The 14,131-nt window shown below is 73.1% G+C and carries 11 protein-coding genes; all 11 read left to right on the top strand.

What is annotated here, in order from left to right; translation table 11 throughout:
- Positions 1 to 129 precede the first annotated feature (129 nt).
- The 11 genes from NNW99_RS05545 (at position 130) to NNW99_RS05495 (ending at position 14,003) form a co-directional block, all read left to right on the top strand.
- Entirely contained in the window at positions 130 to 2,550 is a 2,421-nt protein-coding gene (locus tag NNW99_RS05545) for a SpoIIE family protein phosphatase (protein WP_215117575.1), read from the top strand.
- Between the two features lie 88 nt (positions 2,551 to 2,638).
- Positions 2,639 to 3,364 carry a class I SAM-dependent methyltransferase gene (locus NNW99_RS05540; protein WP_215117574.1) on the top strand — a complete coding sequence of 242 codons (726 nt, stop codon included), beginning with the start codon at positions 2,639 to 2,641 and terminating at the stop codon, positions 3,362 to 3,364.
- Between the two features lie 156 nt (positions 3,365 to 3,520).
- Positions 3,521 to 3,811 carry a response regulator transcription factor gene (locus NNW99_RS05535; protein ID WP_215117573.1) on the top strand — a complete coding sequence of 97 codons (291 nt, stop codon included), beginning with the start codon at positions 3,521 to 3,523 and terminating at the stop codon, positions 3,809 to 3,811.
- Positions 3,812 to 3,886: 75 nt separating this feature from the next.
- Positions 3,887 to 4,198: a hypothetical protein gene (locus tag NNW99_RS05530; RefSeq protein ID WP_215117572.1), complete on the top strand. Its 312-nt coding sequence runs from the start codon at positions 3,887 to 3,889 to the stop codon at positions 4,196 to 4,198.
- 116 nt (positions 4,199 to 4,314) lie between these two features.
- Complete coding sequence (locus NNW99_RS05525; RefSeq protein ID WP_215117571.1) at positions 4,315 to 4,995, top strand: ABC transporter ATP-binding protein; 681 nt, start codon at positions 4,315 to 4,317, stop codon at positions 4,993 to 4,995.
- The gene (locus tag NNW99_RS05520; RefSeq protein WP_215117570.1) at positions 4,992 to 7,574 is read left to right on the top strand and encodes an FtsX-like permease family protein; all 2,583 of its coding nucleotides are present in this window, start codon (positions 4,992 to 4,994) and stop codon (positions 7,572 to 7,574) included. The genes NNW99_RS05525 and NNW99_RS05520 overlap by 4 nt, the downstream gene beginning before the upstream one ends.
- Positions 7,575 to 7,629: 55 nt before the next feature.
- Entirely contained in the window at positions 7,630 to 8,730 is a 1,101-nt protein-coding gene (locus tag NNW99_RS05515; protein WP_251057712.1) for an SGNH/GDSL hydrolase family protein, read from the top strand.
- A gap of 71 nt (positions 8,731 to 8,801) precedes the next feature.
- The gene (locus NNW99_RS05510) at positions 8,802 to 9,635 is read left to right on the top strand and encodes a M55 family metallopeptidase (protein ID WP_215117569.1); all 834 of its coding nucleotides are present in this window, start codon (positions 8,802 to 8,804) and stop codon (positions 9,633 to 9,635) included.
- A complete protein-coding gene (locus tag NNW99_RS05505) occupies positions 9,628 to 10,941 on the top strand; it encodes a M20/M25/M40 family metallo-hydrolase (RefSeq protein ID WP_215117568.1) in 1,314 nt (437 codons plus the stop codon). Before NNW99_RS05510 ends, NNW99_RS05505 begins: the two co-directional genes overlap by 8 nt.
- Before the next feature lie 4 nt (positions 10,942 to 10,945).
- Entirely contained in the window at positions 10,946 to 12,991 is a 2,046-nt protein-coding gene (locus tag NNW99_RS05500; RefSeq protein ID WP_251057711.1) for a prolyl oligopeptidase family serine peptidase, read from the top strand.
- Positions 12,992 to 13,070: 79 nt separating this feature from the next.
- A complete protein-coding gene (locus NNW99_RS05495; protein WP_251057710.1) occupies positions 13,071 to 14,003 on the top strand; it encodes an LD-carboxypeptidase in 933 nt (310 codons plus the stop codon).
- Positions 14,004 to 14,131: the final 128 nt, after the last annotated feature.

Below are 14,131 nucleotides of genomic sequence, written 5' to 3'. Positions count from 1 at the left end.
GGGGTCGTGCGCCGGTGCGAGGCCCGCGCGAGCAATTCCCGCGTTGCCTCACCTCGCGACCGGCGGGCGCCGTACGGTGGTGACGCCGGCGCAGATCTCGCGGATCCGTGGGGAGAGAGGGCCTGGGCCATGGACCGTGGCACCGACAGGGCTGAGCAGGGCACGGCGACGGAACCCGCCGAGCCCGGCCGCGTCCCCCTGGCCGTCGTCGTGGTCGACCGCGACGGCCTCGTGTCCCACTGGAGCCGGGGCGCACGGCGCCTGTTCGGCGTCCCCAAGGACGAGGCGATCGGCCGTACGGCCCTCGATCTGCTCCCCGTCTCCGGCGCCCTGCCCGACGAGCGGGACACCACCCCGCACGCCGCCTACGACGGTCTCGGGCCCGACCTCGAATCGTCCCTCGACGGCGGCCTGTCCTACCCCGCGGCGGGCCGCGCCCGGCTCACCGCGTCCGGGGACGGCCGGGTCGACGTCCTGTGGTGGGCCTACCCACTGGTGGGGCCCGGGCCCGAGCGGCTGCTCGTGCTGGCCGCCGACGCCGACGGACTGCGCGCCGACGACGGGGCGCTGGAGCGGATAGCCCCCGGCTTCGCCCTGCACACGGACTTCCCCGGGTCGGAGGACCTCGCCCGCCGCCTGCCCGAGATCCTGCCCAGCATGAGCGTCGGCGAGAGCGCCCGCATCGTCGCGCAGGTACTCGAACTCGGCTATCCCATCCTGGAGTTCAGCCAGAACGACCGGGTGCCCGTCACCCCCGACTGGGGCGTGGCCCGGCGGGCCGAGCGCAAGGCGCGCCGGGAGCGGGCCGCGCGTGCCCTGGCCGCAGGCGAGCCCGTCCCGGAGGAACTGCGCGACGAGGGCGAGGACCTCGAACACGCGGCCGTCCGCGAGCATCTGGAGTTCCTCAACGAGGTCAGCGGCCGCATCGGCACCTCCCTCGATCTGTCCCGCACGATCATCGAGGTCAGCCGGGCCGTCGTGCCCCGCTTCACCGACGTCGCCGGGACATATCTGCGCGAACAGGTCGTCGCCGGCGAGGGGTTCCCGGACGGCGTGCCCGACACGACCACCCTGTGGCACCGGGTCGCCCTGGAGCACACCGACGAACCCGGCCGCTGGGACGACGTCGTACCCGTCGGGGAGGCCATGCCGTTCCCCGCGCACACGCCGTTCTTCCAGTGCATGACCTCCGGCGAGCCCGTCCTCGTGCCGCGCATCAGCGAACAGATGGGCCACGCCATCGCCGCGCAGTTCGACAAGCGCGACATCCGGCCGCTCATCACGGGCCGCTCCATGCTGGTGGTGCCCCTGAAGGCCCGCCATGTCGTGCTCGGCTTCATGATCCTGCTGCGGCACCCGGAGCGGCCCGTCTTCGACGACATGGACCGCGTCACCGGCGCCGAACTCGCCGCCCGCGCGGGCCTCGTGCTCGACAACGCGCGCATGTACACCTACCAGGAGACCGTCGCCGAGACGCTCCAGGACAGCATGCTGCCGCACATCCCGCCCCGCATGGCGGGCTGCGACATCGCCACCCGCTATCTGCCGGGCACGCTGCTCGGGCGGATCGGCGGTGACTGGTTCGACGCGGTGAAGCTGCCCGGCGGGCGTACCGCGTTCGTCGTCGGCGACGTCATGGGCCACGGCCTGAACTCGGCGGCGATGATGGGCCAGTTGCGCACGGCCGTGCAGACCATGGCCGGACTCGACCTGCCGCCCGCCCAGCTGCTGCGCAACCTCGACGACCTCGCCCAGCGCCTCGGCGACACCTACCTCGCGACCTGTCTGTACGCCGTGTACGACCCGATCGCGAGCGAGCTGCACCTCGCCAACGCCGGGCACATCCCACCCGTCCTGGTCCGGGCCGACGACGGGCGCAGCGAACTGCTGGAGCTGCCCACGGGAGCGCCCATCGGCGTCGGGGGAGTGCCCTTCGAGGCGGAACGCCTGCGCGTGGAGCCCGGCGACCGGCTGGTGATGTGCACCGACGGGCTGGTCGAGGTGCGCGGCGAGGACATCGGCGTGGGCCTCGCGACGCTCTGTGAGTCGGCCGCCCACCCGGCCGCGTCGATGGACGACGCCTGCGACACCATCATCAGGTCCCTCAACACCCGCGGCGGCCGCAAGGACGACGTGGCGCTGCTGATGGCCCGGCTGAACGGCATCGAGCCGGACGACGTCGCCGAGTGGCGGCTCGCCCTCGACCCGGCCGAGGCCGGCCGGGCCCGCGCGGCGGTCCGCGAGCGGCTGCACGACTGGGGCCTGGCGAAGCTGGTCGCCTCCGCCGAGCTGCTGGTCAGCGAACTCGTCACCAACGCCGTACGGCACTCCCACGCCCGCCCCGTGGAACTGCGCCTCGTCCGCGGCGACACCCTGCTCTGCGAGGTGGACGACGACGACCACGAGCTGCCGACGCTGCTGAGCAGCGGCTCCCTGGACGACTCCGGGCGCGGTCTGCGGGTCGTCAGCACGCTGTCCCGCGAGTGGGGCACCAGCCGCACCAAGACGGGCAAGACGGTGTGGTTCGAGCTGACGCTGCCCGGGCGCTGACGCCGGACGCTTGTCGTGGCCCGCGCCGCGCGGTACACCGTACTCGCCGCCGGACGGCGGAATCCGCGCGCACCCTGGGGAGTCGGGCATGAGTGTGACGAGTCGGTACCGGGACGCCTGGGAGGGGTTCTGGAGTGCGGCGCCCGCCGAACCGGGGGCGGTGTTCTGGGACGCCGAGCCGGTCCTGACCGCCGGCCCGCACCTTGCCCTGTTCGAACCCCATGTGGCCGATCCCGCACTGCCGATGGTGGACCTCGGCTGCGGCAACGGCACCCAGACCCGCTATCTGGCCGACCGCTTCCCGCGGGTCGTGGGCGCCGACCTGTCGGCCGCGGCCCTCGACCACGCCCGGCGGGCCGACCCGGCCGGGCAGGCCGCGTACCGGCAACTGGACGCCGCCGACAAGAGCGAGACACAGACCCTGCACGCGGAGCTCGGCGACACCAACGTCTATGTGCGGGGCGTCCTGCACCAGTGCGAACCGGAGGACCGGCAGTCGCTGGTGGACGGGATCGCCACGCTGGTCGGCGACCGCGGCCGGGCCTTCCTGGTGGAGCTATCCGGTGCCGCCAAGCCGGTGCTGATGGGCCTGGCGAGCGGCCCCGACGGTCCGCCGCCCAAGCTCGCGCCGGTGTTCCGGCACGGCATCGCACCCGGTGAGGTCTCCGACGACGCCGTCCCCGAGTATCTGCGCTCGGCCGGCCTCACCGTCCTGGCGAGCGGCGCGATGCCCCTCGTCACCACCGAGTACGCACCCGACGGCACCCGGGTGGAGCTGCCCTCGACGTGGGTGGTGGCCAGGCGCACGGTGTAACACGTATCAGTTTCAAGCTTCCTTCGTGGCTGGTTTTCGCGCTGCTTGTGCAACCCGTGTATCAATTCTTTCCGACTGACTACCATTCACCGATCGCAGCGGCACAACGGGGCTCTGTGCCATACCTCAGAAGAGCGACACGATCGGGGGAAACGCATGGGATCGGATCGAGGGAGAACGAGCTTCGATGAACTGACCAGCCGTGAACTGGAGGTTCTGTCCCTGCTGGTCACAGGCGACTCGAACCGGCGGCTCGCGCAGCGGCTGGGAATTGCCGAACGCACGGTGAAGGCCCATCTGACGAGTCTGATGCGCAAGCTCGGTGTCGAGTCCCGGGTGGAAGCGGCCCTTCTAGCACAGAGATACCAGAAAGCGCTATCGGACCTTGGGGCAATACCCAAAGGTCCGATGGGCGAACGAGACGCGAGTTGCAAAAGTGGCACATGACGGTCGGAAAGTCCGGCCGTGCACACCTGGTCCGCTGTTCCGGATGACGGTCGGCGGATCTTGAGGGGGTAACGCATGAAGCGTCTTCTGGCGTCTCTGGCCATCGGAGCCGCGCTCGCCGGCGGCGTCACGGCCGCCACCGTGCTGCCCGCCCAGGCAGGCACCGTGTCCTGCAGCAACCAGGGGCACAACTCCGGCAACGGCGGCAACGCGTGGGCCAGCGGCTGTTCGCACAGCGGCGGCCACGACGTCCGCCTCTACGGCGAGTGCGACCTGTCGCCGTTCGCCGTGTACTCGCCCTACAAGGGCGGGAGTTTCTCGGGAGCCAGCTTCTCCACCCCCGGCTGCACCTGGGGCGTGGGCGAGTCGGGCTTCCAGCACCGCTGAGCAGGTGTGAAACGGCGGTGAAGCACGACTGACGGCTGCCGGGCTGAGGAAAGCAGCCCGGCAGCCTTCGTCCAGTTTCGCAGCCATCGTCGCGTACGGATGAATGGGGCACACAGGTGTTGGTGTTGGACGGCGTGACCCGGCGCTACCGCAGTGGCGAGGTCGAGGTTCAGGCGGTGCGCGGGGTGAGTCTGGCGGCCCGCGAGGGCACCCTCACCGCGGTCATGGGGCCCAGCGGATGCGGCAAGTCCACCCTGCTCACCATGGCGGGCGGACTGCAGCCCCCGGACACGGGCACGGTCACGGTCGCCGGGGTACGCATCGACACGCTCCCCGAGGCGGACCTCTACCAGCACAGGCGCCGTCACATCGGCTATGTGTTCCAGGACTACAACCTGGTCCGCATCCTCAGCGTGGCGGAGAACGTGGCCCTGCCCGCCGAACTCGACGGCATGTCCCGCCGCAAGGCCCGCGCGCAGGCGCGGGAGGCGCTCGCCTCCGTGGGCATGGACGAGTACGCCGACCGCTACCCGGACTCGCTCTCCGGAGGGCAGCAGCAGCGCGTCGCCCTGGCCCGGGCCTTCTCGGGCGGCCGCGGCCTGATCCTCGCGGACGAGCCGACCGGGGCGCTGGACAGCGACAGCGCCGCCCAGGTCCTCGACAGCCTCCAGTCGCTGGTGCGGTCCGGGGCGACCTGTGTGATCGTCACCCACGACGAGGCGGTCGCGGCCCGCGCCGACCGCGTGGTCCGCATGCGCGACGGCGTCGTCGGGGACGTCACCGGGGCCGCCGCGTGAGCGCACGCAGGATCGCCCTCCGGATCGCCCTGCGGCGGGTACGGCGGGACCGCAAACGGACCCTGGCCCTCACGGCGGCGCTGCTGGTTCCGCTGACCCTGGCCGTCACGCTGGTCACGCTCCGGGCCACCAGCGAGATCCCCGAGGACGTACGGGTCGGCACACTGATCGGCCAGTCGCAGGGAGTGCTGCGCAACCTCGACTTCGTCGCGGAGCGGGGCGCCGAGCGCGCCCTGGCCGAAGGGCCGCGGGCGCTGGCCGACGCGGCCGGCCGGGACCTCGACGTCGTCCCCGAGGTCAACGGCCCGCTCGCCGTCTCCTCGGGCGGTCTGCAGGTCGACTCCTTCGGCTACGGCCTCGAACTCGACCGGCCGCTGCACCGGGGCCGGTTCGTGCTGACCGAGGGCAGGGCCCCGCGGGCGCCGGACGAGGTCGCCCTCTCGCCGAGCGTCATGGCGCGGCTCGGGGTACGGCTGGGAGACAAGGTGGACCTCGGCGAGGGCGGCGCCGAGGCCGAGGTCACGGGCATCGCGGCGATCCCCACCGACACCCTGCGGAAATTCGTGGTGGCCCTCCCTGCCGTCGTCGCCGGCCAGGCACCGGCGCTGCCGAAGCCCGGGCAGGAGAGCTCCATGGCCGCGGCGCAGGACGGCACCGTCGTCGTCTGGCACACCCCGGAAGCGCTCACGCCCCCGGCACAGCGGGCCATGACCGAGCAGGGCTGGCGCCTCGAACCCCGGTCCAGCGCCTTCGACGTCGCCCGGGACGCCCCGGACTCCCTGCTCCCCGAGGAGTCCGCCGCCGCCTGGGTCCTCGGACTGGCGGTCCTGGTGCTCGGCGAACTCGGCCTGGTGATGGGAGCCGTCTACGCGATCGTCGTCCGCAGCAGCCGGCGTGAACTCGCCCTGCTGGCCGCGGCCGGCGCGGGACCGAGGACCAGACGGTCGGTCATCACCCACCAGGGCCTCCTGGTGGGAGTTCTCGCCACCTCGCTCGCCGTCGGGGCCGGAGTGGCCGCTGCGTGGCTGCTGAAGCCCTGGGCGGCGGAGCGGGGCGGTGAACTCTGGGGCGGGCTGCGTCTGGACGCCTGGCCGACGGCGGTCCTGGCCCTGCTCGGTGTCCTCACCCCGGCCATCGCGGCCCGGGTCGCGGCGCGCGGGGTCGGCGGCGATGTGGTCGCCGCCCTGCGGGACCAGGCCGACTTCGAGGACCGCGCGCCGCGCCGCGGGCAGGTGCTGCTCGGCGTCCTGCTGACCTGCGGTCTGCTGCTGGCCGTCGCCGGCGCGTCCCTCAAGGCCCCGTTCACCGTCATGATCGGGGCGCTGAGCCTGGTCATCGGCACGGGCGTCCTCGTACGCAGGCTGCTGCCGTCGAGCGCCGGCCGCGCCGACGGTCTGAGGCTGATGCAGCGCATCGGGGCCCGGCTCCTGGCGCGTTCCGCGTCCCGCTCGGCGACCATGGGGACGGTGGTGGCCAGCCTCACGGTGCTGACCGGGCTCGTCCTGGCGGCCATGGGAGGCCTCACGGCGGAGGTTGGCAAGTCCTACGAGCCCGACTCCCCGCACGGTTCGGCCTTCGCCTACGCCACGAAGGTGCCCGGGCCCGACACCGTCGCCGCCATGGAGGAGGCCCTCGGGGGCCAGCGGCTGACGGCCATGGCGATCGCCAGCCCACCGGCCCCGGAGGGCGCCGCCCCGGACGGCTCCGCGTGGTCCTACTGGGGCGAGTACCAGGCCGCCTCACCGCTGCCCGACCGGCCCTCCGCCGTCATGGTGATCCGCGAGGCGGACCTGGCCACGGTGCTCGGCAGGAAACCCACCGCCCGGGAGCGCGGGGCGCTCACCGCCGGTGGCGCCGTCGTCCTGGACGAGCGGCTCGCGCCGGGCGGCCGGCTGACCGTGACCGCGCCGAAGTCCCCCGTCATGGACACGGGCCGCACGGAGCTCATCACCAAGAGCCTCGACGCGGTCGCGGCCCAGCGCCGCTCGGAGTACCGCAACCTGCCGGCCATCTACATCGGCGCGGCCGGCCTCAAGGCGCTCGGCGGCGTCGAGCAGCCCAACTCCGCCTACTTCTACCTTCCCGCGCCGGACGGCTCGATCTCCGCGGAACAGGAGGACCGCGCGCGCGGAGCGCTCGCCTCGGACATCGGCAGCGGCTACTTCACGCTGGAGGTGGAACGGGGCCCGGTCGCCGCCGAGGTGCTGCGGGCCACGACGCTGGGCAGCGCGGTGGTGCTGATGCTCGTAGCGGCCACGCTGGCCTTCCTCACGGTGGGCCTCGCCACCCAGGAGATGCGGCCGGACCTGTCGGCACTGGCCGCCGCGGGCGCCGACCGGCGGTTCCGGTCCTGGCTCACCGGTGTGTACGCCGGTCAGGTGACGCTCCTCGGCGTACTGATGGGGGTCGGGGTGACCGCCGTCGCCACCCCCGCCCTGCTGTTCTCCCTGGACATCGGCTGGTCGCTGTGGCCGTGGCTGGGGCTCGCCGCCGCCTCCGCGGGGGCCGTGGCGGCAGCGGTGGCGGCGGGGTGTCTCGGCGGATCCAGGGTGGCGACCCTGCTGAGGTCCGCACAGTGAGTTCCGGCCGCTCCTTACCCGTCCGCGCACCTGTCTCGTCCCCCGGAGGACAGTCATGACGTCGCCCTGGTCACGGATGCTGGTCGCGTCCGCCGCTTCGATGGTTCTGCTCGGCACAGCCGCCGCGGCCACCACCGCCGCCGCCCCGGACAAGAAGGGCGTGGCGGCGAGCGTGCACACCGCCGGGCGGGTCCAGGACGGCGGGGACGTGCTCCGCTACAGCTGGCCCGGCGTGTACTTCGAGGGCCGGATCAGGGGCACCGGCGTCGGCATCGTGCTCGACGACCCCGCCGCCGACTACGACGTCCAGGTCGACGGAACCACCGTCGCGACCCTCGTCACCCCGGGCAGGACCACCCACTGGGTCGACGGACTGGGCAAAGGAGTGCACACCGTACGGCTCGTCAAGCGCAACGACACCCCGTGGAGCACCAGCGCGTTCGGCGGCTTCGTCGCCGCGCCGGGCGGTGCCGTGCTGGCCCGGCCGGTCGCGCGCAGCCGCCAGATCGAGTTCGTCGGAGACTCCCTCACGGCGGGCTACGGCAACCTCTCCGCCTCCCGCGACTGCACCGGCGAGCAGGTCGCCCGCACCACCAACGCCGACGTGGGATATGCCGCCCTCACCGCCCGGCGGCTGCGCGCCGACCACCAGATCAACGCGTACTCGGGCCGGGGCATGGTGCGCAACTACAACGGGGGCTCGCCCGAAGAGAACTACCGCACCTTCTACGACCGCGCGCTGCTGAACGAGCCGGGCGACGTCTGGCAGAACCCGGGCACCTGGCGGCCGGGCCTCGTGGTCGTCCACCTCGGCACCAACGACTTCTCCACCCCGATCAACCCGGGCGAGCCCTGGACGGACGAGAGCCTCGCCGCCGCGTACCGGAGCGCCTACAGCGGCTTCCTCCAGAAGCTGCGGACGCGCTACGGGCCCGGGACCACCCTGCTGGCCGTCGGTGCCGGACCCTTCGCCGGGCATGTCGAGCAGGTGGTCCGGGAAAGGGCCGACGCCGGTGACCGACGGGTCCGCTCCTGGCGGCTCGACGACACGGGCCTGGACCTCATGGGCTGCCACTGGCACTACTCGGCCCGCGACCACCGGCTTCTCGCCGACCGGCTCACCTCTTTCCTCGCCGATCTGCCGATCCGCTGGTGACGTCGTAGCCGGTTCCGCCCGCAGCGCGTAACGTGACGAACCATGAAGATCTCCATCCGGGACGGCTCGTCATGAGAATCCTCATCAGCGCCGACATGGAGGGCGCCACCGGGGTCACCTGGCCGGACGACGTCGTGCCGGGCGCCGCGCAGTGGGAGCGCTGCCGCTCGCTGTTCACCTCCGACGTCAACGCCGCCGTGCTCGGCTTCCACGACGGCGGCGCCGACGAGGTGATCATCAACGAGGCGCACGCGACGATGCGCAATCTGCTGCTGGAGCGGCTGGACGAACGGGCCCAGCTGCTCACCGGCCGGCACAAGGCGCTCTCCATGGTGGAGGGCGTGCAGCACGGCGACGTCGACGGCATCGCCTTCGTCGGCTACCACGCGGGCGCCGGTATGGAGGGCGTCCTCGCCCACACCTACCTCGCGAACCAGATCACCGGCGTGTGGCTGAACGACGTACGGGCGAGTGAGGGGCTGCTCAACGCCCATGTCGTCGCCGAGTTCGGGGTGCCGGTCGTGCTGGTCACCGGGGACGACGTCGCCTGCGAGGACGCGCTCGGGTACGCGCCCGAGGCGCTGAAGGTCGCGGTGAAGGACCATGTGTCGCGGTACGCGGCCGTGTGCCGCACCCCCGCCCGGACCGCCGCCGACATCCGGGCGGCGGCCAAGGAGGCCGCCGGGCTGGCGGTGCGTCACGAGCCCGTGCACGGCGGCCCGTTCACCGTCGCCGTCGAGTTCGACGCGGAGCATCTGGCGATGGCCGCCACCGTCGTGCCGGGTGTGGACCGGATCGGGGAGCGCAAGGTGGCCTGCACGAGCGAGACCATGTACGAGGGCATCCGCGCCTTCAAGGCGGTCACCACGATCGTCTCCGCCGCGGTGGAGGAGCAGTATGGCTGAGCAGGTGGACGGGCAGGCGCTGGACGAGGTCGTGACGTACACGTCCGACCTGATCCGGATCGACACCACCAACCGGGGCGGGGGCGACTGCCAGGAGCGGCCCGCCGCCGAGTACGCCGCCGCGCGGCTCGCCGAGGCCGGGATCGAGCCGACGCTCCTGGAGCGCACCAAGGGCCGGACCAATGTCGTCGCCCGCGTCGAGGGCACCGACCCCTCGGCCGACGCGCTGCTGCTCCACGGCCATCTGGACGTCGTCCCCGCCGAGGCCGCCGACTGGACCGTGCACCCCTTCTCCGGGGAGGTCCGCGACGGGGTCGTCTGGGGGCGCGGCGCCGTCGACATGAAGAACATGGACGCGATGATCCTCGCCGTGCTGCGCGGCTGGGCGCGCCAGGGCGTACGGCCCCGGCGGGACATCGTCATCGCGTTCACCGCGGACGAGGAGGCCAGCGCCGAGGACGGCTCCGGGTTCCTCGCCGACGAACACGCGGCACTGTTCGAGGGCTGCACCGAGGGCATCAGCGAGTCGGGCGCCTTCACCTTCCACGACGGCAACGGACGGCAGATCTACCCGATCGCGGCCGGGGAACGCGGCACCTCCTGGCTGAAGCTCACCGCCCGCGGACGCGCCGGGCACGGCTCCAAGGTGAACCGGGACAACGCGGTCACCCGGCTGTCGGCCGCGATCACCCGGATCGGCGAGCACGAATGGCCCCTGCGGCCGACCGAGACCGTACGCGCGGCGCTCACCGAACTCGCCGCGCTCTACGGCATCGACAGCGACCTGACGGACGTCGACGCGCTGCTCGACAAGCTGGGCCCCGCCGCGAAGCTCGTCGAGTCGACCGTACGCAACAGCGCCAACCCGACGATGCTGAACGCGGGTTACAAGGTCAATGTGATCCCCGGGGAGGCCGTGGCGCAGGTGGACGGCCGGTATCTGCCCGGCGGCGAGGACGAGTTCCGCGAGACCCTCGACCGGCTCACCGGGCCGCACGTCGAGTGGGAGTTCCACCACCGCGAGGTCGCCCTGGAGTCACCGGTGGACTCGGCGACGTTCGCCCGGATGCGGGCCGCCGTCGAGGAGTTCGCCCCGGAGGGGCACGTCGTGCCGTACTGCATGTCGGGCGGCACGGACGCCAAGCAGTTCTCGCGCCTGGGCATTACCGGCTACGGCTTCACACCGCTGAAGCTGCCGGAGGGCTACGACTACGGGGCCATGTTCCACGGCGTCGACGAGCGGGTCCCGGTCGAGGCGCTGCACTTCGGAGTGCGGGTACTCGACCGGTTCCTGCGGACGGCCTAGGGGAGTGGGGGAGAGCGTGCGGACGCTGGCGTACGGGGCGTGGCCCTCGCCCATCGACGCGGCCCTGGCCGCCGAGCACGACGGGCACCCGGAGTACGTGGGCTTCGTCGGCGAGGAGGTGTGGTGGACCGAGCCCCGCCCCGCCGAGGGCGGCCGGCGCACCCTGGTGCGCCGGCACGCCGACGGCACGGAGGAGGCGGTGCTGCCGGCGCCGTGGAACGTGCGCAGCCGGGTCATCGAGTACGGCGGCCACCCCTGGGCCGCGCACACGGGCGACGACGGCCCGCTGGTGGTGTTCGTCAACTTCGCCGACCAGCGGCTCTACCGGTACGAGCCGGGCTCGGAGCCCCGCCCCCTCACACCGGTGTCCCCCGTCGGCGGGGGCCTGCGCTGGGCCGAGCCGCTGCCGATGCCCGGGCGGGGCGAAGTGTGGTGCGTGCTGGAGGAGTTCACCGGCGACGGACCCACCGATGTGCGCCGCGTCCCGGCCGCGGTCCCGCTCGACGGCTCCGCCGCCCAGGATCGGGACGCCGTACGCGAACTCACCGACGCCCGGCACCGGTTCGTGACGGGCCCGAAGCTCTCGCCCGACGGGCGGCGGGCGGCCTGGCTCGCCTGGGACCATCCGCGCATGCCGTGGGACGGCACCGAACTGGTCCTCGCCGACGTCGGCGAGGACGGCGCGCTGCACGACGCCCGGACCGTGGCCGGCGGGCCCGGCGAGTCCATCGCCCAGGCCGACTGGACCCACGACGGTCGCCTCCTGCACGCGAGCGACCGCAGCGGCTGGTGGAACCTCCACCTCGACGGGGAGCCGGTGTGCCCGCGCGAGGAGGAGTTCGGCGGGGCGCTGTGGAAGCTCGGCATGCGCTGGTTCGCGCCGCTCGACAGCGGCCTGGTCGCCGTCGTGCACGGCCGGGGCGCCACCGCCCTGGGCATCCTGGACCCCGAGACCGGGGAGGTCGTCGACGCGGCCGGGCCCTGGACCGAGTTCGCGCCCACCCTCGCCGCGCACGGCGACCGGGTCGTCGCCGTCGGGGCCAGCCCGCGCAGCGCCTACGAGGTCGTGGAACTGGACGCCGCCACCGGCCACGCCCGCGTCATCGGCGCCGAGCACGACGATGCCGTGGACCCCGCCTACTACCCCGAGCCGCAGATCCGCGCCTTCACCGGCCCGGACGGACGCGACATCCACGCCCACATCTACCCGCCGCACCACCCCGGCTGTGTCGCGCCCGGCGACGAACTGCCGCCGTACGTCGTCTGGGCACACGGCGGGCCCACCGGCCGCGCGCCGCTCGTGCTCGACCTGGAGATCGCCTACTTCACCTCGCGCGGCATCGGCGTCGCCGAGGTGAACTACGGCGGCTCCACCGGCTACGGCCGCCCCTACCGCGAGCGGCTGCGCGAGCAGTGGGGCGTGGTGGACGTCGAGGACTGCGCCGCCGTCGCCCTGGCCCTCGCCGACGAGGGCACCGCCGACCGCGAGCGGCTCGCCGTCCGGGGCGGCAGCGCGGGCGGCTGGACCGCGGCCGCCTCGCTCACCACGACCGGCGTCTACGCCTGCGGCACGATCAAGTACCCCATCCTGGATCTCACCGGCTGGGGCACGGGGGAGACCCACGATTTCGAGTCGCGGTATCTGGAGAGCCTGATCGGGCCGCTCGCCGAGGTGCCCGCCCGGTACGCGGAGCGCTCGCCCGCCACCCACGCCGACCGCCTCCGCGTGCCGTTCCTGCTGCTCCAGGGCCTGGACGACCCGATCTGCCCGCCCGTCCAGTGCGAGCGGTTCCTGGCCCGGCTCGAGGGCCGACGGGTGCCGCACGCCTATCTCGCCTTCGAGGGGGAGGGGCACGGGTTCCGGCGGGCCGAGACCATGGTGCGCGCCCTGGAGGCCGAACTCTCCCTGTACGCCCAGGTGTTCCGGCTCGATCCGCACGGCATCCCGACTCTGGAGCTGGGGCCCTTCCGGTGGACCTCCGCGGCGTCGCGACGCCCGGCACGCCCGCTCGCCGCACGGCGGGAAGGGCCAGGTGGCTCCGCCACATGACCCTGCCCGCCGCACGCCGATCGCACGCACCGAACGCCGCTCCTTCTCCCACGGAGATCCACCGGAAGGGCCCCGACACGTGAACCAGCTTCTGCGACCTCCCCGGCTCGCCCCCGGCGCCCGGGTCGCCGTCGTCGCGCCGAGCGGGCCCGTGCCCGAGGAGCGGCTCCAGTCCGGGCTCGACCTCCTGCGCGGCTGGGACCTCGACCCCGTCGTGGCACCCCATGTGCTCGGCAGGAACCGGGCGTTGGACTACCTGTCCGGCACGGACGCCGAGCGGGCCGCCGATCTGCAGGGCGCCTGGTGCGACCCATCCGTGTCCGCGGTGCTGTGCGCCCGGGGCGGATACGGGGCGCAGCGCATGGTCGACCTGCTCGACTGGGCGGCGATGCGGGCGGCCGGACCGAAGGTGTTCGCCGGGTTCAGCGACATCACCGTCCTGCACCAGGCCTTCGCCACCCGCCTCGGACTGGTCACCCTGTACGGCCCCGCGGTCGCCGGTGTCGACTTCCTCAAGAGTGCCCGGGCCCAGGAACATCTGCGGGCGACCCTCTTCGAGCCGGAGTCCGTGCGGACCGTCACGGCCGTGCCCCCGGGACGCCGCGCGCTGGTGCCCGGACGGGCCCGGGGCGTCACCCTGGGCGGCTGTCTGAGCCTGCTCGCCAGCGACCTCGGCACCCCGCACGCCCACCCGGCGGCCCGGGGCGGGCTGCTGCTGATCGAGGACGTCGGCGAGAGCCCCTACCGCCTCGACCGATATCTGACCCAACTGCTGCGCGGCGGCTGGCTGGACGGGGTCGCCGGGGTCGTGCTCGGGTCCTGGGCGGCCTGCGGCCCGTACGAGGAGGTGCGCGCGGTCTTCGCCGACCGGCTCGGCGGACTCGGTGTCCCGGTCGTGGAGGAGTTCGGGTTCGGGCACGGCGACGACGCGCTGACGATGCCCCTGGGGACGGCGGCCGAACTGGACGCCGGGGCGGGCACGTTGACCTTCGACGAACCGGTCCTGAGCTGAGCATGTCGCTACTGAAATCCTGTCAAGAAACCCTCGTTTCGGTGATTGACGCTCCCTGACACGTGTCACACGATGACTACCGACCAAGTACCTACTGGTCGGTATCCGGGTTGTCCCCACCGTGGAGG

Source organism: Streptomyces sp. CRCS-T-1, assembly GCF_024442335.1.
GTDB lineage: Bacteria > Actinomycetota > Actinomycetes > Streptomycetales > Streptomycetaceae > Streptomyces > Streptomyces koelreuteriae.
This window is presented reverse-complemented; position numbering and strand designations above follow the sequence as displayed.